Source organism: Ralstonia pickettii (assembly GCF_030582395.1).
Classification (GTDB): domain Bacteria; phylum Pseudomonadota; class Gammaproteobacteria; order Burkholderiales; family Burkholderiaceae; genus Ralstonia; species Ralstonia pickettii_D.
The window spans coordinates 1,811,957-1,833,336 of the sequence record NZ_CP104381.1; the positions used below are offsets into that span (position 1 = coordinate 1,811,957).

Consider the following 21,380-nt stretch of genomic DNA (forward strand, 5'->3'; position numbering starts at 1 on the left):
ACATGAAAATCGGCGAACTGGCCCGCCTGAGCGGCGTGGCGGCCTCGCGCATCCGGTTCTATGAAGCGAGCGGCCTGCTGCACCCGGCCGAGCGGCAATCCAATGGGTATCGGGAATACCCGCCCGAGTCGGTGACGCGCTTGGAGATCATCCTGCGCGCGCAAAGCGCGGGGTTCTCGCTCGAAGAAATTCGCGCCCTGCTGCCGGGGCATCTCGGGGAATGGCCACGCGAGCAACTGCTGCAAGCCCTGCGCCGCAAAGTCGCGGAAATCGATGTGCTCGAGCAGCGCTTGGCGCAAAACAAGCGCGACTTGCTTGCGCTCATTCGCGAAGTCGATCACGAGCCCGACGGCGAAGACTGCGCCGACCGCGCCCGCCGCGTCTTCGACAAGATGAACCTGCGGCCACTCAAGCAGCCCGCGGCAGAACCTCCGGCGCGCGCCGCAAGAAAGCGTGGCTAGGGCTCGTCCGGGAATGGCAATCAGCTGAATCCGACTCCGCCGAGCGCGTGACGCAACAGCAAAGCAGACAGCACAAGCATTGTCACGCCAATCACGCCATCCAACACTTGCCACGCGCGGGGCCGCGCAAACCACGGCGCGAGCCAACGCGCACCAAACCCCAGCGTCACAAACCAGAGCAGGCTGGCGGAGCCCGCCCCCGCCACAAACCATCCGCGCAATGCCGCGGCCTGCTGAGCGCCAATGCTGCCGACCAGCAATACGGTATCCAGATAGACGTGCGGATTGAGCAGCGTAAATGCCGCCGCCTGCGCCAGCGCCGCGCGTCGGCTCAGCCCACCGCCCCCTGGGGCTGCCCGTAACTGGCAGGAATGCCGCGCCCGCCGCAGCGCCTGGACGCCATACAGCAATAGAAATGCGGCGCCGGCCAACGCGAGAAAGCGCGCAAGGCTGGGCCGTTCTCCCAACGCCTCTGCCATCCCAAGCACACCCGCCAGGATCAGCAGTGCATCGGTCATCGCACAGAACAGCACGACGCTGCCCACGTGTTCACGGCGCAGCCCCTGACGCAGCACAAAAGCGTTCTGCGCACCGATGGCCACAATCAGACCAAGGCTCAGCGCCACGCCGTGCAGGAAGACGGATGAGGAAGTCGCAAGAGATGTCGTCATGCGCGCAGCTTGCCGGGGCCGTCGAATGAAGACAAACTATCTTTACTTCATTCACCTTAGCTTCTCTAATTTACGTGCTGGATTATTCCGCCCTGGCGGCGTTGGCTGCCGTCATCCGGGAGGGCAGCTTCGAGCGCGCGGCCCGCGCACTGAATGTCACGCCTTCGGCCATTTCGCAGCGTATCCGGCTGTTGGAAGAACGCGTTGGCTGCGCGCTCGTGGTGCGTGATCAGCCGTGCCGCCCCACCGAGACGGGCCGGCGGCTTTGCCAGCACGTCGATCGCGTACGCCTGCTCGAGCAGGAACTACAAGGCGCACTGCCGACGCTGGCGCCAGAGGGCGCCGCCCGCGTTGCGCTGCCCATTGCCGTAAATGCGGACAGCCTGGCGACGTGGCTCGCACCTGCAATCGCCACGTTTGCAGCGGCACACCCGGTGTTGATGGAGGTGGCTGTCGATGACCAGGATCACACCAGTGAATGGCTGCGCAGCGGTGCCGTGCTGGCAGCCGTTACCGCCACCGCGCGGCCGGCCACGGGCTGCAATAGCCGCCCGCTCGGGGCTATGCGCTATCTGGCCGCGGCCAGCCCGGCATTCGTGCAGAACTATTTCGCAGACGGGGTTGGCGCAGGCGAGCTGTCGAAAGCGCCCTGCCTTGTGTTCAACACCAAGGACGCATTGCAGGCCACCTGGGCGCGGCGCCTGTGCCATCGCCATGTGGAATTGCCGCGCCATCTGTTGCCTTCGTCACAGGCGTTTGTGACTGCGGCCGTGGCCGGCATGGGTTGGGGGCTGCATCCGCATGCGCTGATTGCGCAGCATCTTGAAGACGGCTCGCTGGTCGAGTTGGTGCCAGACACACCATTAGACGTGCCGCTGCATTGGCAGCACGCGCGGGCGGCATCGACGCTGCTCGACGAACTCAGCCGAGAGGTGCTGACGGCAGCCCGCGCCGCGCTGCTTGCACCTTGAGCCGCTACAGCGCGTTCAGCGGAATCTTGAGGTACTGCACGCCATTCGGCTCGGCCGGGGGCAACATGCCCGCGCGAATGTTCACCTGAATGGCAGGCAGCATCAGCGTCGGCATGCCGAGCGTGGCATCGCGCTTCGTGCGCATCTCAACAAACTCGGCCTCGGTCACGCCGTCGCGCACGTGGATGTTGGCGCGGCGCTGCTCGGCCACCGTGGTGTAGCAAACGGCTTCGCGGCCGGCGGGCGGATAGTCGTGGCACATGTAGAGCCGCGTGTCCGGCGGCAGGTCCAGCAGGCGACGGATCGACTGGTACAGCGTGCCCGCATTCCCGCCCGGAAAATCGCAGCGCGCGGTGCCCACGTCCGGCATGAACAGCGTGTCACCCACGAACACCGCATCACCCACCTGATACGCCATATCCGCGGGCGTGTGGCCCGGTACCGCAAGCGCCTTTGCTTGCAGTTCGCCGATATGGAAGACCTCGTCGGGCCCGAACAGATGATCGAACTGCGAGCCATCGAGGAGAAACGCGGGCTCGAGATTGAAGATCGGCTTGAAGACGCCCTGCACGACGCGAATGCGCTCGCCGATGGCAATGCGCCCGCCGAAACGCCCACGCAAATACGGTGCGGCCGAGAGGTGATCGGCATGCGCGTGCGTCTCCAGCAGCCATTCGATGCGCAAGTCCTGCGCTTCAATGAAGGCCGCAACGCGGTCAGCGGATCGCGTCGTCGTGCGGCCCGATTTCGGATCGTAGTCGAGCACTGAATCGATCACGGCACACGGCGTGCCGCGGCCCGCGTGGACCACGTAGGTCACGGTGCAGGTATCGGGGTCGAAGAAGGATTCGATCTGGGCGTGCATGGCGGGATTTTGCTAACAATCTATATTTTTATAGAATATCGTCTGACATTCTGTCTGCCAATAGCGCAAAAGGCGCGAATAGCCCCTGCATCACACCGCGATGAGCCATTCCACTACCAGTCCCGACGTCGTGCCGCTGCCCGATGCGGCCATCTCCATGCTGCGCGCGTCTGCATCGCAAGCGTGCGCCGTGCTCAAGGCCATGGCGCACGAAGACCGTCTGCTGCTGCTCTGCCAGCTCACGCAGGGCGAGCGCAATGTCGGCGAGCTGGAGGCGCTGGTCGGCCTGCATCAGCCCAGCCTGTCGCAGCAATTGGGCGTGCTGCGCGACGAAGGGCTGGTCACCACGCGGCGCGAAGGCAAATACATCTACTACCGGCTCGCCAGCTTCGAGGTCATCCAGATCATGCAGACGCTCTCCGAGCTTTACTGCGGCAAGGTCTTGAAGAAGATGGCGGGACGCTGACCATGTCGCCTGTGGAAGCGGGTTGGATCGTCAGCACCGGGCTGGGCTCTGTGGTCGGGCTCATTCTGGCGTTGACAGGCGCAGGCGGGGCCATTGTCGCAGTGCCGCTGCTGATTTTTGGGTTGCATCTGTCGGTGTCTGAAGCTGCGCCGATTGCATTGCTGGCGGTGGGGCTGTCTGCGGGGCTCGGTGCGATGCTCGGATTGCGCGAGGGCAAGGTCCGCTACAAAGCTGCGGGGCTGATAGCGCTGTGCGGCGTGGCGGTCTCGCCGTTTGGCATCTGGGTTGCCCACCGCGTACCGAACACGCCGCTCACGCTGCTGTTTGCGGTGGTGCTGGCCTACGTGGCGCTGCGCATGTTCCGGCAAGCGCGCGCAGCCCCGACAACCGAGCCGCAGTTGGCGCGAACGGGACCACCCTGCCACCTCGATACCACCACAGCCAGGCTCATCTGGACGTTGCCGTGCGCGCGCGCTTTGGCGGCATCCGGCGTGCGTGCCGGCTTCCTGTCCGGTTTGCTGGGTGTGGGAGGCGGCTTTGTCATCGTGCCCGCGTTGCGCCGCGCGACCGACCTGCCGATGCAGACCATCGTCGCCACCTCGTTGGCAGTGATCGCGCTTGTCTCGACGGGCGGCGTGGTCGCCTCGGCCATCGGCGGGCATGTCGATTGGCATATCGCCCTGCCGTTTGCGGCCGGCGCCCTGGCCGGCATGCTGGTGGGCCGGCGCTTTGCACAGCATTTGGCGGGGCCCGCGCTGCAGCAAGGTTTTGCCGCGTTCGCGGGTGTCGTGGCGCTTGGGATGATCGCCCGAACACTAATTTGACCGGCCTGTTGCAAAACCGGTACAATCGCGGTCTTCGGGGCGTAGCGTAGTCTGGTAACGCGTCCGGTTTGGGACCGGAAGACCGCGGGTTCAAATCCTGCCGCCCCGACCAGCATTGAGCAGCAAACAAAACGGCTTACGTTTCCTACGTAAGCCGTTTTTGTTTTGGAGCGATGCGCTGCGGCTCAGGGTGTCATCTGCCGATGCTATAAAGGCAACATTCGCATCACGCAATGCTTCGCATCTTCACCATGAACCTCATCCTGTGGCGCCACGCAGAAGCCGAAGACGTGGCAGCATCCTTGCGCATCCAGCGCAACACCGATCTGCAGCGAGAACTTACCAAGCGCGGCCACAAGCAGGCCGAGAAAATGGCCGATTGGCTGCGCCCCCGCCTGCCGGAAGGGACGCTCGTACTTGCCAGCCCCGCGGTGCGCACGCAGCAGACCGCACGCGCCCTCACCGAGCATTTCCAGACGCTGGCCGCACTTGCGCCCGGCGCCGACGTCAGCGCGATCCTCGATGCGCTGGACTGGCCGTCGAATACGAATCTGCTTCTGGTCGGTCACCAGCCGTGGCTCGGCCGCCTCGCGAGCCTGCTTATTGCGGGCACGGAGATGGACTGGAGCGTGAAGAAAGCCGGCGTGTGGTGGCTCTGCCGCCGTATGCGCGAAGACGAAGCGCAGACAGTGCTGCGCGCGGTGATAAACCCCGATCTCGCATGACACTTCGCCCTGGTCACAGTATCGACACGCAAAATTCACGCAACGGTCACGATTGACACGCTTTTGTCGCGGATCTGTCATGCAGCGTCTCTAGAATCGCCCCGAAATTCACCCTTGGGGATGCACGAATGCGAGACCTGCCGACGCCCACCCAGCCGTTGATCGACGCACTGCCGAGCCTGAATCTGGGCAACGCTCGGAGGGGCCTTCCTCGCTCACCCGAAGCTGTTCCGGCGCGTGACAAGCCTGTTCTGGCCGTTTCGTGGGCGCGCCATCAGGATGAAGTAACCGAAGCACAGCGCCTGCGCTACAAGGTGTTTGCCGAGGAAATGGGCGCCCGCCTGCCCTCGGCCCACACCGAACTGGACGTCGACATGTTCGACGCCGTGTGCGACCACCTGATCGTGCGTGACCAGAAGACGCTGCGCGTGGTCGGCACCTATCGCGTGCTGCGTCCGGACGCCGCCAAGCAGATCGGCTGCCTGTATTCCGAATCCGAATTCGACCTTGTGCGTCTGGCGCACCTGCGCCCGAAGATGGTGGAGCTGGGCCGTTCCTGCGTGCACCGCGACTACCGTTCGGGTAGCGTCATCATGGCGCTGTGGGCCGGTCTGGGCGAATACATGCAACGCCACGGTTTCGAATCGATGCTGGGCTGCGCAAGCGTGTCGATGGGTGATGGTGGTCACTTTGCTGCAAGCCTGTATCGCAGCTTCGTCGACGACGGCTCGCTCGCACCGATCGAGTACCACGCCTTCCCGCGCGTGGCACTCCCGGTGGACGAACTGAACCAGGACCTCGAAGTCGAGCCGCCTGCGCTCGTGAAGGGTTATCTGCGCCTGGGCGCACGCATCTGCGGCGCACCGGCCTGGGACCCTGACTTCAACGTCGCCGACTTCCTCACGCTGCTGCGTCTGTCCGACATCAACCCGCGCTACGCACGTCACTTCCTGCGCGGCTGATATCGCTCCGAACACCTTCACGCAAAACAAAACGGCCCGGGTCACTCCGGGCCGTTTTGCTTGGATTGCGGCAAGGCAACTTACACGTACACCACCTTGTAGCGGCGGCCGATACGCTGCCACTCATCGGCTTCCTTCATCAGGCTGTATTCGACCAACGGGTTCTGCTCGATCCAGCTTTTCGGCAGCTCGACCTCGAAACCACCTTCGTTGAGTTCGCCTTCGCTGTGGCGCACGCGCAAGCCCGGCAACTGGATCGCTCCGCGCCTGCGGCACAGCACAAATGCCAGACGCAGGCTGAACAGCATCCGCCAATCCAGGAACTTGCCGCCGCCCGAGAGCTTGCCGAGCTTGCCGGCATGGCCCAGCAGCAGCGTCGCAAGGCGTGCCTGGTCGGTCTTGGAGAACCCCGGCATGTCAGCGTGGCTGGCGATGTACGCCGAGTGCTTGTGGTAGCCGCTGTGCGAGATGCTCATGCCGATCTCGTGCAGGTTGGCCGCCCACCCCAGCAGCGCGAGATTGTCTTCTCGGCGCTCATCGGGCGGATCAGGAAACTGCGACAGCAGCGCGGTCGCCGCATCGCGAACGCGGCTCGCCTGCGCTCGATCGACGTTGTAGCGGCGCATGAACTGCTCGATCGTCACCGTGCGCATGTCTTCGTGGTGCGTACGACCGAGCAGGTCGTACAGCACGCCCAGGCGCAAGGCGCCATCGGTCACGTCCATGCGGTCGACGTCGAGTTCCGCAAACACGCCGAGCATGATCGACAGCCCGCCCGGCAGCACCGGAATGCGGTCGGACTTCAGACCGTTGAGCTTCAGACGATTGGTGTTCTCGGATTTGACGAGCGCGCGTTTCAGGCGCTCCAGCCCTTCTCGCGTGATCCCGTGTTCGTTGCTCTTGTCGTTGAAGCCGTTCAGCTCGATCAGCTCGGCCAGCGCACGCGCCGTACCGGATGAGCCAACGGCCTGGGTCCAGCCGGCAGTGCGGTACTGCTGCACGAGCACCTGGATCTCGCGACGTGCAGCCAGCTCAGCCTGCTTCATCGCGTATTCATCGACATTCCCGTTTGGAAAGAAATGCCGGCTGTGCGAAACGCAACCAATATAGAGTGACTCCATCAGCTTGGGCTTGTAGCCATTGCCGATGATGAACTCCGTGGATCCGCCGCCGATGTCGACGACCAGACGGTTGCCCTGGCACGCCGGTGCGTCATGCGATGCACCGAGATAGATCAGCCGTGCCTCTTCGCGGCCCGCGATCACCTCGATGGGAAACCCGAGCGCGGCTTCCGCCTCGATCAGGAATTCCTGCGCATTCTTGGCCACGCGCAAGGTGTTGGTAGCCACGGCACGCACATGTTCGGGGGCAAAATCACGCAAGCGATCGCCAAAGCGGCGCAACGCATCCACGCCGCGCCGGCGCGCGGGCTGATCTAGGTATTTATCTTGCGTAAGCCCAGCGGCCAAACGGACCGGTTCGCGCAGCGCATCGACCTGGAAGATCTGGGTACTGCTGGCGCCATTGGCACCGAGGGTCTCATCGACGCGGCCGATCATCAGCCGGAAGCTGTTGGAGCCCATGTCGACAGCAGCCAGCAGACGGGGGGTGGGACTCATGAATGAAAACGGGTAGGAGCAGGATCAGGGGCGCGGGGGTATTGTCGTTCGAAACAATGCGCAACAAAATATGTCTTTATTGTGTCCCGAACGTGACAAATTCAGTGTGTCACAAATTTGACACCCAACTATGAAAAAGTGGCCGGATCGTCATCCGTCTGAACACAACATGTCGACATTGCCCGCGGGCGATCTGCTCAATCGCGAACTGGGCATCCTGGAATTCAACGCCCGTGTGCTCGCCCAGGCCGCTGACCCGGGTGTGCCGCTGATGGAGCGGCTGAAATTCATCTGCATCGTGTCGAGCAATCTCGATGAGTTCTTTGAGATCCGCATTGCCGGATTGAAGGAGCAGATGCGCGACAACCCTTCGTCGGTCACGCCCGACGGGCTGTCGGTGCAGCAGGCATTTGGCGTGGTCTCTGAGCGGGTGCGGCAGCTGGTCGCGCAACAGTATGCCATGTTGCAGGACGAGATCCTGCCCCTGCTGGAGAAGGAAGGGGTCTTCTTCCACATGACGACCAACTGGAATGAAGCCCAGCGCGCCTGGTGCCGCAGCTTTTTCCAACGCGAACTGGTGCCCATCCTGACGCCGATGGCGCTGGACCCGGCGCACCCCTTCCCACGCGTGCTCAACAAGAGCCTCAACTTCATCATCGAGCTATCGGGCAAGGATGCGTTCGGCCGTGAGGCTGAGCTGGCGATCGTGCAGGCGCCGCGCGCCCTGCCCCGGCTCGTGCAGATGCCGCCGGAGCTTTCGGGATACCAGTATGGTTTCGTGCTGCTGTCGTCGTTCATGCAGGGCTTTGTGCATGAACTGTTTCCACAGATCGACGTTCACGGCTGCTATCAATTCCGCGTGACGCGCAATTCCGACCTGTTCGTGTCGGAAGATGAAATCACGGACTTGCGCGAAGCGCTGCAGGGCGAGCTGTCCACGCGCCATTTTGGCGATGCGGTGCGTCTCGAAATCGCGCACGACACGTCGCCGGCATTGGTGGTGCGGCTACTGCAGGAATTCGGCCTGACGGAAGCGGACTGCTACCGCGTCAAGGGACCGGTGAACCTTGTGCGGCTGCTGCAGGTGCCTGACATGGTCGACAAGCCGGTGCTGAAATACCCGCCCCACGTGCCGGCAACGGTCAGACAGGTCGCCAACAGCTCGAACGTGTTCGACGCCATCCGCCAGGGCGACATCCTGCTGCACCATCCGTACGAGAGCTTTACGCCCGTGCTGGAGCTGCTGCAGCAAGCTGCGCGTGACCCCGACGTGGTTGCCATCAAGCAGACGGTCTACCGCACCGGCAACGAATCCACGGTGATGGAAGCGCTCATCAAGGCGGCACGCAACGGCAAGGAGGTGACCGTTGTCGTCGAACTGCTCGCGCGCTTTGACGAAGAGACGAACATCAACTGGGCAGATCAGCTGGAATCGGCCGGCGCGCACGTCGTGTATGGCGTGGTTGGCCACAAGTGCCACGCAAAGATGCTGCTGGTGGTTCGCCGCGAGGTGTCCGGCAAAGGCAAGGCGGTCAGGCTGCGCCGCTACGCGCACCTCGGCACGGGCAACTACCATCCCAAGACTGCGCGCCTCTACACCGACTTCGGCCTCATGACGGCCAACGAGCAGATCTGCGAAGACGTCCACCACGTGTTCCAACTACTGACGGGCACGGGCGCGCAGGTCAAGTTGCATCATCTGTGGCACTCGCCATTTACGATGCACGACAACCTGATCGAGCACATCCGCGCCGAGGCACGCGCCGCTCGTGCGGGCAAACGTGCGCGCATCATCGGCAAGATGAATGCGCTGCTGGAGCCGACCATCATCGACGAGTTGTACAAGGCGTCGCGCGCGGGCGTGAAAGTCGACCTGATTGTGCGCGGTGTCTGTGCGCTCAAGCCGGGCGTGCCGGGCCTGTCGGAAAACATCAGCGTGCGCTCCATCGTCGGGCGCTTCCTGGAGCATCACCGCGTCTACTACTTCCACGCCGGCGGCGAGGAAGTCGTCTATCTTTCCAGCGCCGACTGGATGGACCGCAACCTCTTCCGTCGCGTGGAAGTGGCCTTCCCCGTGCTTGATCGCAAGCTCAAGGCGCGCGTCATCAAGGAAAGCCTCCAGGTGCATCTGCGCGACAATGCGTCGGCGTGGGTCATGCAGCAGGATGGCCGTTACGTGCAGCGCCAGACGCGCGGCAAGCATGTGCGCGTGAGCCAGTTGGAACTGCTGAACCATTTCTCGCCGCAGGCCGCTGCTGCAGCGGAAACGGCGGCCGCAGTGGCAGCGGCAACAGCCGCGGAACCGACGGTGCGCGCTCCAGTGGAGATCTCCGCAGGCTGATTCTCGGGCTTGCTTGCAAACAAAAAACGCACGCTCGACAGCGTGCGTTTTTTATTGGCGCCGCGGCACATCCCGCGATCAGGCGACGCGCTCGTCCGTCACGGTGGCGCTGCGCACGACGGTGCGGTCCGGCGGGAAGACGGCGCGGAAGGTGCTGCCCTTACCGTGCTCGCTCGTCACCTGCAGCTCCCCTCCGTGGCGCGACAGCACGTGCTTCACAATGGCCAAGCCCAGCCCGGTGCCGCCGGTATCGCGCGAACGGCTGCGGTCAACACGATAGAAACGCTCGGTCAGACGCGGAATATGCTCGGGCGCAATGCCGATCCCCGTGTCGGTGACGGAGTAGACAGCGTGCCCGTCGCGTACACCCCAATCGAGTCGGATACTGCCGCCATCCGGCGTGTAGCGAACGGCGTTGGACGCTAGGTTGCTGAATGCGGACAGCAACTCAAGCTCGGCGCCGCACACACTCACGGCCGGGTCGCACGTCATGGTGACCGTGTGTCGGCCCGCAGACAGCGCTTCGATGTCGTGCTGGAGCTGCAGCATCATGCGCTGCATCGGCACCGGCGCCACCGACGGCGGCTCGGAGTTGCCTTCCAGCGTGGCCAGCGCCAACAAGTCTTCCACCAGATGCTGCATCCGCATGGCCTGCGTATGCATCATGTCCAGATAGCGTCGCTTGTCTTCTTCCGGCAGCGGTATGTCGCGCACCGTCTCCAGAAATCCCGAGAGCACGGTCAGCGGCGTCTTCAGTTCGTGCGAGACGTTGGCCACGAAATCGCGGCGCATCGCTTCGGTGTTCTCCAGCTTGGTGATGTCCTGCGACACCAGCAGCTTGCGGTCTTCGCCGTACGGCAAGATTTGGGCAGAGACGATGCTTTGCTTGTGCGGGCCCACGTCATGCATGGTGAGCGGCTCCTCGAACTCGCCGCGCGCCAGGTAGCGCACGAACTCCGGTCGGCGGATCAGGTGGGTAATGCGTTGGCGCAAGTCACGCTTGGCAGAGAGCCCGAAGTGCTCTTCAGCTACTGCGTTGCACCATTCGATCTGGTCTTCACCATCAAGCATCAGCACGCCGTTGGGCGATGCCTGAATGGCCTGAATGAAGCGGCTGTGCTGTTGCTCGACCTGCAACACCTGCGTGCGCCAGCCCTTCATCAACCGGTGCAGGCGATAGTAGACCTCGCCCCACAGGCCAAGCGCGCTCGGAATCTCGCCATAGGCCGGCGAGTCCAGCACACGCCACAGGCGCTGGATCTGGTAGATGTAATAGAGGAGCATCGCCAACAGCATTGCGCTGAGCACGGCCAGCGCAACGACATGATTGACGAAGAGATACAAGCATGCCGTGACGATGCCCATGAGGGCGGCAAAGACGGCAAAGCGGGTCCAGAAGACGTTCATGAAGGCATTCTAAGCGCTGGACCGCGACGGGCGTGTGAACGCGCGATTGAAAAAAACCTCTCTCGCGCGTTCGTCTGACAGATGCGTTATTGCCCCGGATTGCGCGCCAGGCGATACCCGCTGCCGCGCACGGTTTCGATCATGTTGCTGTAGCCGCCAGGAGCGAGCGCTGCACGCAGGCGTTTGATGTGGACGTCCACCGTACGCTCTTCCACGAACACGTGGTCGCCCCACACCTGATCGAGCAACTGCGAGCGGCTGTGCACGCGCTCCGGATGCGTCATCAGGAAATGCAGCAGGCGGAACTCCGTCGGGCCAAGGTCCAGCTTGATCGGGTTTTCGGCCTCGACGTTCGTGGCCGTCACGCGGTGCGTGGCCGGGTCGAGCTTCAGGCCGTTAATCGCCACCACGTCGTCGGTCAGCTGGGGCGCGCGGCGGCGCAGCACGGCCTTGATCCGGGCCAGCAATTCCTTCGGCGAGAACGGCTTGGTGACGTAGTCGTCCGCACCGCTGTCCAGGCCCATGATCTTGTCCTGCTCTTCGCTTCGGGCCGTCAGCATGATGATCGGGATCTGGCGCGTGCGCTCATTGGCGCGCAGCTCCTTGGCGAACATCACCCCCGATTTGCCCGGCAGCATCCAATCGAGCAGAACGAGGTCGGGCAATACGTCGCTCATCAGCGACAGCGCCTGCTCGGCGTTGTACGCGCGGATCGGGTAGTGCCCTGCGTGCTGCAGGTTGACGGCGATCAGCTCGGCGATCGCCGGTTCGTCTTCTACGACGAGAATACTGCTCGGCATGCTCACGTCTCCAGTCCCGCCTTTTATTCGCCCTCGCCCAGGATCTCGCGTTCCAGCGTCTCGCGTGAAGCGTGCCGGACGTCGGTGCCCTTGACGATGTAGATAATAAATTCGGCGATGTTCTTGGCATGATCGCCGATACGCTCAATGGCCTTGGCAATGAACAGCAAATCCAGCGCCACCGAAATCGTGCGCGGGTTCTCCATCATGTACGTGATGAGTTCGCGCATGAAGCCACGGAATTCTTCATCGATGGCCTTGTCTTCCTGCAGGATCGACACGGCGGCAGCGGTGTCCAGGCGCGCGAAGGCGTCCAGCGCGTGGCGCAGGATGGTTGCGGCCATCTCGCCCGAGCGCTCCACACCGGCGTAGTTCAGCGCATGTGCCGACGGATCCTGCATGATGCGCTTGGTGCGCTTGGCGATCTTCTCTGCTTCATCGCCGGCACGCTCGAGGTTCGTGATGGTCTTGGAAATCGCCATCACCAAGCGCAGGTCGCGGGCGGTCGGCTGGCGGCGCGCAATGATGTTGTTGCAGTCGCCGTCGATCTCGATCTCCAGCGCATTGATCTCCAGTTCCACGGCCAGGACCTGATCGCACATGGCGGGGTCGAAGTTGGCCAGCGCACGCATGGCGCGTGCGATCTGCGCTTCCACCAGGCCGCCCATCTGCAGCACCTTGGTGCTGATGGAGGTCAGGTCGGTGTCAAACTGCGATGACAGATGCTTTTCAGACATCGGTTTCTCCTTGTCGCTTCAGCTTCAGCGTTGTTGCAGGTCAGCCGAAGCGGCCGGTGATGTAGTCTTCCGTTTCCTTGCGCTGCGGCTTGATGAAGATCTTTTCGGTATCGCCGAACTCGATCAGTTCGCCCAGGTACATGTACGCCGTGTAGTCGGAGCAACGCGCCGCTTGCTGCATGTTATGCGTGACGATGACGACCGTGTAGTCGTCCTTCAGTTCGGCGATCAGTTCTTCGATCTTGCCGGTGGAAATCGGGTCGAGCGCGGAGCACGGCTCATCCAGCAGCAGCACTTCCGGGCGGATGGCAATGCCGCGCGCGATACACAGACGCTGCTGCTGACCGCCCGACAGGCCGTAGCCCGACTGGTTGAGCTTGTCCTTCACTTCGTTCCACAGCGCGGCCTTGGTCAGTGCCCATTCCACGCGGTCGTCCATCTCGGAGCGCGACAGGCGCTCGAACAGTTTCACACCGAACGCGATGTTGTCGTAGATCGACATCGGGAACGGCGTCGGCTTCTGGAACACCATGCCGACCTTGGCACGCAGCAGCGCAATGTCCATGCGCGAGGTCAGCAGGTTTTCGCCGTCCATGTTGATCTGGCCTTCGGCACGCTGCTCCGGATACAGGGCGTACATCTTGTTGAACGTACGCAGCAGCGTCGACTTGCCGCAGCCCGACGGGCCGATAAACGCAGTCACCTGCTTTTCGGGAATCTGCAGCGAGATGTTCTTCAGCGCGTGGAACTTGCCGTAGTAGAAGTTCAGGTCGCGAACATCGATCTTCGGGCTTTGGGTGCGCACTTCGAGGGACGTAGCGGTCATGGTCATTTCTTGGTGAACAAGGCACGCGCGAGGATGTTCAACCCCAGCACACCCAGCGTAATCAGGAACACCCCGGCCCAGGCCAATTGCTGCCACTCGGGGAATGGGCTCATCGCAAACTTGAAGATCACGGTCGGCAGCGTGGCCACCGGCTGATTCAGATCCAGGCTCCAGAACTGGTTGTTCAGCGCGGTGAAGAGCAGCGGCGCCGTTTCGCCGGCAATGCGGGCCACAGCCAGCAGCACACCGGTAATCACGCCGGCATACGACGCCTTCAACGTAATCGACAGGATCATCTTCCACTTGGGCGTGCCAAGCGCCATGGCGGCCTCACGCATTGCGTTGGGCACCAGATTGAGCATGTTCTCGGTCGTACGCACCACAATCGGAATCTGCAGCAACGCCAGAGCGATCACACCGGCAATGCCCGAGAAGTGCTGCACGCGCGCGACCACGACGGCATACACGAACAGGCCGATCACGATCGAAGGTGCCGACAGCAGGATGTCATTGATGAACCGCGTGGCGCTTGCCAGCGGCGAAGTCTTGCCATACTCGGCCAGATAGATACCGGCCAGGATGCCCAGCGGCGTGCCGATCAGCGTGGCCATACCCACCAGCAGGAATGAACCCGCGATGGCGTTGGCAAGGCCGCCTCCCGGCGTATTGGGTGCCGGCGTCATCTCCGTGAAGAGCGACATCGACAGGCCACCCACGCCCAGCGAAAGCGTGGTCCACAGGATCCAGGTCAGCCACACCAGGCCGAAAGCCATGGCAGCGAGCGACAGTGCCAGCGCAATCCCGTTGATGTTGCGGCGGCGCGCCTGCAGGCGCGCCTTGATCTTGTCAGAGTCGGCGCGAACGGCAGGAATGGAAGACGTGCGCATGGTGTTGGGTCTCATAGCGTCAGGCAGATCGCGTTGGTTCACTTTTGACCCTCGCCCTTCTGCAGGCGCAGAAGCAGCAGCTTGGACGCCGCCAGCACGATGAACGTGATGACGAACAGGATCAAGCCCAGCTCCATGAGCGCCGCGGTGTGCAGGCCCTGGCCCGCTTCCGCAAATTCATTGGCCAGCGCCGAAGTGATGCTGTTGCCCGGCGAGAACAACGACGCATCGGACAGCAGGTTGGTGTTGCCGATCACGAACGTGACCGCCATGGTCTCGCCCAGCGCACGGCCCAAGCCCAGCATCACACCACCGATCACACCAGCCTTGGTGTACGGCAGCACCACGTTCCACATGACTTCCCACGTCGTGCAGCCGACACCGTAAGCCGACTCCTTGAGCAGCGTCGGCGTGATTTCGAACACGTCGCGCATCACCGCCGAGATGTACGGGATGATCATGATCGCCAGGATCACGCCCGCGCACAGCAAGCCGATGCCGATCGGCGCGCCCTGGAACAGCGCCCCGATGACAGGAACCTTGCCGACGGTCGCGGCCAGCGGCTTTTGGAAGTACTCGCCGAAGATCGGCGCAAACACGAGCAGGCCCCACATGCCGTAGACGATGGACGGCACTGCGGCGAGCAACTCGATGGCGGTACCGAGCGGTCGGCGCAGCCAGGCCGGCGACAGCTCAGTCAAAAACAGGGCAATGCCGAAGCTCACGGGCACGGCAATGATGAGCGCGATCAACGATGTGACCAGGGTGCCGTAGACGGGCACCAGCGCGCCATAAATATCGGAGGGCGGATCCCACTCCGAATTCCACAGGAACGACAGGCCGAATTTCTGGATCGTGGGCCAGGAACTGATGATGAGCGAGATGATGATGCCGCCCAGGAGCAACAGCGTAACGATTGCGGCAAGGCGGGTCAGACCGCCAAACACCAGATCGCCAAGGCGGCTGGGTGCGCGCATACGGGAAGCGCCGGAGGAATCAGAGAGCGTGGCCATGAGGGAAACCGGTCAGCCGTGAAAGAAGCTTTTGGAATGATGCGGGGGGGGGGTCGGCTCTTACCGCCCCCCCCCGCACGTTGTGCTGCACCTACTTATGAGCCGTTATGCAGCAGGCAACGATCATTGGTTGTAGACAACCTTGCCCGATGCATCCTTCACGCTCGACTTCCAGGTTGCGCGGATCTGGTTCTTGACAGCGTCCGGCAGCGGCACGTAGTCCAGGCTCTTGGCAGCGTCGTCGCCGCCCTTGTACGCCCAGTCGAAGAACTTCATGACTTCAGCGCCCTGCTCCGGCTTGGCTTGCGTCTTGTGCAACAGGATGAACGTTGCGCCGGCGATCGGCCATGCGTCCTTGCCCGGCTCGTCCGTCAGGATCTGGTAGTACGACTTGCTCCACTCGGCGCCGGCGGCTGCGGCCTTGAAGGCTTCAGCGGTCGGTTGCACGGTGGCGCCGGCCTTGTTCTGCAGATTCACGTACGTCATCTTGTTCTGCTTGGCGTAGGCGTACTCAACGTAGCCGACTGCACCACCCAGACGCTGCACGAACGCGGCCACGCCTTCGTTGCCCTTGCCGCCCGTACCGGTCGGCCAGTTCACGGTCGTGCCTTCACCGACCTTGCTCTTCCACTCGGCGTTCACCTTCGACAGATAGTTCGTGAAGATGAACGAGGTGCCCGAACCGTCGGCACGGCGCACCACCAGGATGTCCTGGTCCGGCAGCTTGGCCTTCGGGTTCAGCTTGGCGATGGCCGGATCATTCCACTTCTTGATCTTGCCCAGGTAGATGTCGCCCAGCAATTGGCCGTTCAGCGTCAGTTCGCCCGGCTTCACGCCCGGCAGGTTGATCACAGGCACCACGCCGCCGATCACCGTCGGGAACTGGATCAGACCATCCTTGGCCAGCTCTTCGTCCTTCAACGGCATGTCCGATGCGCCGAAGTCCACGGTCTTGGCAGTGATCTGCTTGATGCCACCCGACGAACCGATACCTTGGTAGTTCACCTTGGTGTTGGTCGCCTTGTTGTAGTCGGCCGCCCACTTGTTGTAGACGGGTGCCGGGAACGTTGCGCCAGCGCCGGTGATGTCGACAGCAAATGCGGCACCAGCAAAAGCCAGTGCAGCCACGCCAGCGAGTGCGGTTTTGACCAGTTTCATGAGTTCTCCAGAGGAGCGGTTGAGCGATGACAGATTTTTGACACCCGAACTTTAGGCCGCCCAAATGACAGTTCTGTGACAACACGAAAACTTCTCATAACTGACCTGCAAGGCACGAAAGTCGACTTGTGCGCATAAAAAAAGCGGCCCGAAGGCCGCTTTTCTTTGTTTTTGCTTGATCTGGCAGCAATTTACTGCAACGTGGCGGCAAGACGCTCCGCATGTTGATTGGCCATGTCGGCATCCTGCGCTTCCACCATCACGCGAACGACGGGCTCCGTCCCCGAAGGACGAATCAGCACGCGCCCCTTGCCATCGAGCTCGGCCTCGCTGGTCTTCAACGCTGCCTGCAAACCCGCGTGCGACTTCCAGTCGAAGCCCTTTTCGACCCGCACATTGATGAGTTTTTGGGGGAATAGGCGCACGCCGTCCAGCATCTGGTCGAGCGTCTGGCCGCTACGGCGCAATGCCGCAAGCACCTGCAGCGCCGAGATGATGCCGTCGCCCGTGCTGTGCTTGTCCAGGCAAAGCAAGTGGCCCGAGCCCTCCCCGCCCAGCAGCCAACCATTCTTCTTCAGCTCTTCCAGCACATAGCGGTCGCCCACCTTGGCACGGACGAACTCCACGCCCTGCGCCTTGAGCGCCAGTTCCACGGCAAGATTCGTCATGAGCGTACCAACGGCGCCGGGCACTGCCTGGCCGGCAGCGCGGCGCGCCTGCACCATCACATAGAGCAGCTCGTCGCCGTTGTAGAGGCGGCCATTGCGATCCACCACTTGCAGGCGGTCGGCATCGCCGTCGAAGGCCAGGCCAATATCGGCGCCATGCTCGCGCGTGGCCTCCACCAGCTTGCCCGGCGCCGTCGCGCCATAGCCGTCGTTGATGTTGCGGCCATTCGGCTGGTTACCGATCGACACCACATCCGCGCCCAGTTCATGGAAGACGTGAGGGGCGATGTGATAAGCCGCGCCATGCGCGCTGTCCAGCACGACCTTCATGCCGAACAGGTTCAGATCGCTTGGGAACGTGCTCTTGCAGAACTCGATGTAGCGCCCCGCAGCATCCTCGATCCGGCGGGCGCGGCCCAGCGCATCGGACGCGGCGTACGCCATCGGCTTTTCCAGTTCGGCTTCGATCTGCAGTTCCGTCTCATCCGGGAGTTTGTCGCCGGTGGCCGAGAAGAACTTGATGCCGTTGTCGTAGTACGGGTTGTGTGACGCAGAAATCACCACACCGGCCGACAGCCGCAAAGCGCGCGTCAGATACGCCACGCCCGGCGTGGGCAGCGGTCCGCTCATCAGCACATCGACACCGGCTGCGGTAAAGCCTGCTTCCAGCGCGGCTTCCAGCATGTAACCCGACAGGCGCGTGTCCTTGCCGATCAGCACAGTGGGACGGCCGTGGCCATGCGCTTCGCCCCCGTGGGCCAGCACGCGGCCGGCGGCATAACCCAGACGCAACACGAAATCCGGCGTGATCGGGCTTTCACCGACACGCCCACGGATGCCGTCGGTGCCGAAATACTTCCTGGACATGGGAGTCTCTCCTGGAGAATGTTTCTTTGTTTGTTTGTAAGGCGCCGGCCATCGCCGGGCAATCCTCTATTCGCTTGACCCCCGGCCGCGTGAGGCCGGGACGGCTGTCAGGCCAGTGGCGGATTTACGCGCTCATGACGCATGGCCCACCAAAGTTGAATCGCTTCCACGGTCGGCCGCACGTCGTGCACGCGCACGATGAACGCACCCCGCTCCACCGCCAGCAGCGCTGCCGCCACACTGACGGTGAGGCGTTCGGCAGGCGGTTTGCCACCAAGCACGGCACCCAGTGTAGATTTGCGCGACAAGCCGGCCAACAGCGGCAAACCGATCCGCCCGAACTCCGCCAGGCGATTGAGCATGGTGAGATTGTGATCCGGCGTCTTGCCAAAGCCAAATCCCGGATCCAATGAGATACGCTCGGCCGCAACGCCGGCAGCCACCAGCGCCTCCGTCTGCGCGCGGAGGAAAGCCGCCACCTCGCCCATCAGATCGGCATAACTGGGCGCTTCCTGCATCGTTTCGGGATCGCGCTGCATGTGCATGACACACAGGCCCGCGTTGCCCTTGGTCACAGCTTCAATCGCGCCAGGCCGGCGAAAGCCCCAGATATCGTTGATCAGGTCGGCGCCTGCGTCCAGCGTGGCGCGCATCACTTCGGGCTTGTAGGTATCGATCGACAGCGGTTTGCCGCAATCGCCCAATGCCTCGACGATGGGCATCACACGATCCAACTCGGCTTGCAGGCCGAGCGGCTCGGCGCCCGGCCGACTCGATTCGCCGCCGATGTCGATCATGTCGACGCCTTCGGCGATCAATTGCTCAGCGTGGCGCAAGGCTGCATCACGCGTCGCGTGCTGCCCGCCATCGGAAAACGAGTCGGGCGTAACGTTCAGAATGCCCATGACCAGCGGGCGCCGATCCCGCGCGTAACGGAAACGGCCACATTGGAAGTGTGTGGTGGTCGGAGTGGAGGCAGACAAGATAGATGGACGGAAATGCTGCGCAGGACCGGAATGCTACGCTAAGCCCGCCAGAAAGCGCCAACAAAAAAGCCGGTGCACTTGCACCGGCTCTTCCGCGTCGCCCCGGAGGCGACAAACTAATGGGACGTCATTACGCCGTGGCGGGCACGTTGCCCGGGGTCACGCCAGCCGGCGTACCGCCGCCCGGCGGGGTGCTTCCGCCACCGGTCGAGCCGTAGCGCGGCGGGCGCGGCGGCTTGCCTTCCATAATGTCATTGACTTGGTCTGCGTCGATGGTTTCCCACTCGAGCAGCGCCGCAGTCATGGCTTCGACCTTGTCCCGATTCGCTTCGAGCAAGCCCTTCGCCAAGGCGTACTGCTCGTCGACAATACGGCGAATCTCCGAATCCACCTTCTGCTGAGTGGCCTCGGACACGGTCTTCGATGCCATGCGACCGAAGAAGCCGTCCTGCTCCGTATCGACATAAACCATGGTGCCGAGTGCATCGCTCATGCCATAGCGCGTCACCATGTCGCGGGCCATCTTCGTAGCACGCTCGAAATCGTTGGAAGCGCCGGTACTCATCGCACCCAGGAACACCTCTTCCGCGGCGCGGCCACCAAACAGGATGGCGACCTCTTCGAGCATCGTGTCCTTGTAGGCGTAGTGCTTGTCGTGCTCCGGCAGCTGCCAGGTCAGACCGCCAGCCCAGCCGCGCGGCATGATCGTGACCTTGTGCACCGGATCAGCCTTCGGCAGCAGCTTGGCCACCACCGCATGGCCCGACTCGTGGTACGCCGTAGCGCGGCGCTCCTCTTCGCGGATCACGGCCGACTTGCGCTCCGGACCCATGTAGATCTTGTCCTTCGCGTCTTCGAAGTCCTGCATGTCCACTACGCGCTTGTTGCGGCGTGCAGCAAACAGCGCAGCTTCGTTGACCAGGTTGGCGAGATCGGCGCCCGAGAAGCCCGGCGTGCCACGCGCCAGCACCGATGCATCGACGTCGTTGCCGATCGGCACCTTGCGCATGTGGACCTTGAGAATCTGCTCGCGGCCACGGATATCGGGCAGCCCGACGTAAACCTGACGATCAAAGCGGCCCGGACGCAGCAGCGCCTTGTCGAGCACGTCTGCACGGTTCGTTGCGGCGATCACGATGACGCCCGAGTTGGCCTCAAAGCCGTCCATCTCGACCAGCATCTGGTTCAGGGTCTGCTCGCGCTCATCGTTGCCGCCACCCATCCCGGCGCCACGATGACGGCCAACGGCATCGATTTCATCGATAAAGACGATGCAGGGCGCCTGCTTCTTGGCGTTTTCGAACATGTCGCGCACGCGGGCCGCGCCCACACCGACGAACATTTCAACGAAGTCCGAACCGGAGATGCTGAAGAAAGGCACCTTGGCCTCACCGGCAATGGCGCGCGCCAGCAGCGTCTTACCCGTACCCGGAGGGCCCACAAGCAGTACGCCGCGTGGGATACGCCCGCCCAGCTTCTGGAATTTCTGCGGATCTTTCAGGAAGTCGACCAGTTCGACGACTTCTTCCTTCGATTCATCGCAGCCCGCCACGTCGGCAAACGTGACGCTGTTGTTGTTCTCATCGATCAACCGTGCCCTGGACTTGCCGAACGAGAAGGCACCGCCTTTCCCGCCGCCCTGCATCTGCCGCATCATGTAGAACCAGAACACGATGATCAGCAGCGTCGGGCCGAGGTAGTAAAGCGCGGTAAGGAGCACACCTTGCTCCTCTTCCGCCTTGCCGGTCACCTGCACGCCGTACTTCATCAGGTCGCCGACCATCCAGATGTCGCCCGGCGAGATGATCGAATACTTGTTGCCCTCGTTCGGCGTGACCAACAACGTACGGCCCTGGACCTCGACGCGCTTGACCTTGCCGGCCTTTGCATCGTCCATGAATTGCGAGTACGTCACACCTTCTTGGGCGCGGGGCTTGTCGAACTGCTTGAAGACGGTGAACAGCACCAAGGCAATCACCAGCCAGATGGCCGCCTTCTGAAACCAGTTGTTATTCAAGGCGAGACTCCTTTAGAAATGCCTTGACGGGATGCTTGGCATTGTAATGCACGGACACCGCCGCGGGTTGATTGCCCGCAAGACCGAAAGACCGCCGTGCCAGCGCGGG

General features: G+C 62.8%; 20 protein-coding genes and 1 tRNA gene. 8 read left to right on the forward strand and 13 right to left on the reverse strand.

The features are described from left to right. The first annotated feature begins 2 nt into the window (after positions 1 to 2). The gene (locus tag N5B55_RS08680; protein ID WP_154206968.1) at positions 3 to 461 is read left to right on the forward strand and encodes a MerR family transcriptional regulator; all 459 of its coding nucleotides are present in this window, start codon (positions 3 to 5) and stop codon (positions 459 to 461) included. 20 nt (positions 462 to 481) lie between these two features. On the opposite strand, the gene N5B55_RS08685 is transcribed toward N5B55_RS08680, so the two are convergent. Continuing rightward, positions 482 to 1,132: a LysE/ArgO family amino acid transporter gene (locus tag N5B55_RS08685; RefSeq protein WP_304537919.1), complete on the reverse strand. Its 651-nt coding sequence runs from the start codon at positions 1,130 to 1,132 to the stop codon at positions 482 to 484. A 74-nt stretch (positions 1,133 to 1,206) separates the two neighbouring features. On the opposite strand from N5B55_RS08685, the gene N5B55_RS08690 reads away from it, so the two are divergent. Then, positions 1,207 to 2,103 (forward strand): LysR family transcriptional regulator ArgP, encoded by an 897-nt coding sequence (locus tag N5B55_RS08690; protein ID WP_304537920.1) that lies wholly within the window; start codon positions 1,207 to 1,209, stop codon positions 2,101 to 2,103. Between the two features lie 4 nt (positions 2,104 to 2,107). Here N5B55_RS08690 and N5B55_RS08695 read toward each other — a convergent pair whose 3' ends face one another. Then, positions 2,108 to 2,968, reverse strand: a complete 861-nt coding sequence (locus tag N5B55_RS08695; RefSeq protein ID WP_178960266.1) for an MBL fold metallo-hydrolase — start codon at positions 2,966 to 2,968, stop codon at positions 2,108 to 2,110. A gap of 100 nt (positions 2,969 to 3,068) precedes the next feature. Here N5B55_RS08695 and N5B55_RS08700 point away from each other — a divergent pair, with 100 nt between their 5' ends. The 5 genes from N5B55_RS08700 (at position 3,069) to N5B55_RS08720 (ending at position 5,945) form a co-directional block, all read left to right on the forward strand. Continuing rightward, entirely contained in the window at positions 3,069 to 3,434 is a 366-nt protein-coding gene (locus tag N5B55_RS08700) for an ArsR/SmtB family transcription factor (RefSeq protein WP_178960267.1), read from the forward strand. Positions 3,435 to 3,436: 2 nt separating this feature from the next. Continuing rightward, on the forward strand, positions 3,437 to 4,258 hold the full coding sequence (locus N5B55_RS08705) for a sulfite exporter TauE/SafE family protein (RefSeq protein ID WP_304537921.1): 822 nt from the start codon (positions 3,437 to 3,439) through the stop codon (positions 4,256 to 4,258). 35 nt (positions 4,259 to 4,293) lie between these two features. After that, positions 4,294 to 4,370, forward strand: a tRNA-Pro gene (locus tag N5B55_RS08710). A 139-nt stretch (positions 4,371 to 4,509) separates the two neighbouring features. Further along, a complete protein-coding gene (sixA, locus tag N5B55_RS08715) occupies positions 4,510 to 4,983 on the forward strand; it encodes a phosphohistidine phosphatase SixA (protein ID WP_065856661.1) in 474 nt (157 codons plus the stop codon). A 128-nt stretch (positions 4,984 to 5,111) separates the two neighbouring features. Further along, positions 5,112 to 5,945, forward strand: coding sequence for a GNAT family N-acetyltransferase (locus N5B55_RS08720; RefSeq protein WP_027681170.1), 834 nt, complete (start codon positions 5,112 to 5,114; stop codon positions 5,943 to 5,945). Positions 5,946 to 6,025: 80 nt separating this feature from the next. On the opposite strand, the gene ppx is transcribed toward N5B55_RS08720, so the two are convergent. Next, positions 6,026 to 7,564 (reverse strand): exopolyphosphatase, encoded by a 1,539-nt coding sequence (gene ppx, locus N5B55_RS08725; protein ID WP_065856507.1) that lies wholly within the window; start codon positions 7,562 to 7,564, stop codon positions 6,026 to 6,028. 169 nt (positions 7,565 to 7,733) lie between these two features. On the opposite strand from ppx, the gene ppk1 reads away from it, so the two are divergent. Further along, positions 7,734 to 9,905: a polyphosphate kinase 1 gene (gene ppk1 / locus N5B55_RS08730; RefSeq protein WP_065856509.1), complete on the forward strand. Its 2,172-nt coding sequence runs from the start codon at positions 7,734 to 7,736 to the stop codon at positions 9,903 to 9,905. Between the two features lie 78 nt (positions 9,906 to 9,983). Here the strand turns inward: ppk1 and phoR are convergent, their stop codons facing one another. The 10 genes from phoR to ftsH form a co-directional block, all read right to left on the reverse strand. Beyond that, complete coding sequence (gene phoR, locus N5B55_RS08735) at positions 9,984 to 11,312, reverse strand: phosphate regulon sensor histidine kinase PhoR (protein ID WP_304537922.1); 1,329 nt, start codon at positions 11,310 to 11,312, stop codon at positions 9,984 to 9,986. Positions 11,313 to 11,398: 86 nt separating this feature from the next. Then, positions 11,399 to 12,112 (reverse strand): phosphate regulon transcriptional regulator PhoB, encoded by a 714-nt coding sequence (gene phoB / locus N5B55_RS08740; protein ID WP_004634238.1) that lies wholly within the window; start codon positions 12,110 to 12,112, stop codon positions 11,399 to 11,401. Between the two features lie 23 nt (positions 12,113 to 12,135). Continuing rightward, on the reverse strand, positions 12,136 to 12,849 hold the full coding sequence (gene phoU, locus N5B55_RS08745; RefSeq protein ID WP_154206972.1) for a phosphate signaling complex protein PhoU: 714 nt from the start codon (positions 12,847 to 12,849) through the stop codon (positions 12,136 to 12,138). Positions 12,850 to 12,889: 40 nt separating this feature from the next. Continuing rightward, the gene (gene pstB, locus N5B55_RS08750; protein ID WP_004634243.1) at positions 12,890 to 13,681 is read right to left on the reverse strand and encodes a phosphate ABC transporter ATP-binding protein PstB; all 792 of its coding nucleotides are present in this window, start codon (positions 13,679 to 13,681) and stop codon (positions 12,890 to 12,892) included. Continuing rightward, positions 13,678 to 14,562: a phosphate ABC transporter permease PstA gene (gene pstA, locus N5B55_RS08755; RefSeq protein WP_065856516.1), complete on the reverse strand. Its 885-nt coding sequence runs from the start codon at positions 14,560 to 14,562 to the stop codon at positions 13,678 to 13,680. The genes pstB and pstA overlap by 4 nt, the downstream gene beginning before the upstream one ends. A gap of 38 nt (positions 14,563 to 14,600) precedes the next feature. Next, a complete protein-coding gene (gene pstC, locus N5B55_RS08760; protein ID WP_065856518.1) occupies positions 14,601 to 15,575 on the reverse strand; it encodes a phosphate ABC transporter permease PstC in 975 nt (324 codons plus the stop codon). A 123-nt stretch (positions 15,576 to 15,698) separates the two neighbouring features. Beyond that, on the reverse strand, positions 15,699 to 16,733 hold the full coding sequence (pstS, locus tag N5B55_RS08765; RefSeq protein ID WP_065856520.1) for a phosphate ABC transporter substrate-binding protein PstS: 1,035 nt from the start codon (positions 16,731 to 16,733) through the stop codon (positions 15,699 to 15,701). Between the two features lie 191 nt (positions 16,734 to 16,924). Continuing rightward, positions 16,925 to 18,268, reverse strand: a complete 1,344-nt coding sequence (gene glmM, locus N5B55_RS08770) for a phosphoglucosamine mutase (RefSeq protein ID WP_304537923.1) — start codon at positions 18,266 to 18,268, stop codon at positions 16,925 to 16,927. Positions 18,269 to 18,375: 107 nt separating this feature from the next. Continuing rightward, a complete protein-coding gene (folP, locus tag N5B55_RS08775; protein ID WP_139111015.1) occupies positions 18,376 to 19,251 on the reverse strand; it encodes a dihydropteroate synthase in 876 nt (291 codons plus the stop codon). Between the two features lie 133 nt (positions 19,252 to 19,384). Continuing rightward, positions 19,385 to 21,271 carry an ATP-dependent zinc metalloprotease FtsH gene (gene ftsH, locus N5B55_RS08780; protein WP_065856525.1) on the reverse strand — a complete coding sequence of 629 codons (1,887 nt, stop codon included), beginning with the start codon at positions 21,269 to 21,271 and terminating at the stop codon, positions 19,385 to 19,387. Between the last annotated feature and the right edge of the window lie 109 nt (positions 21,272 to 21,380).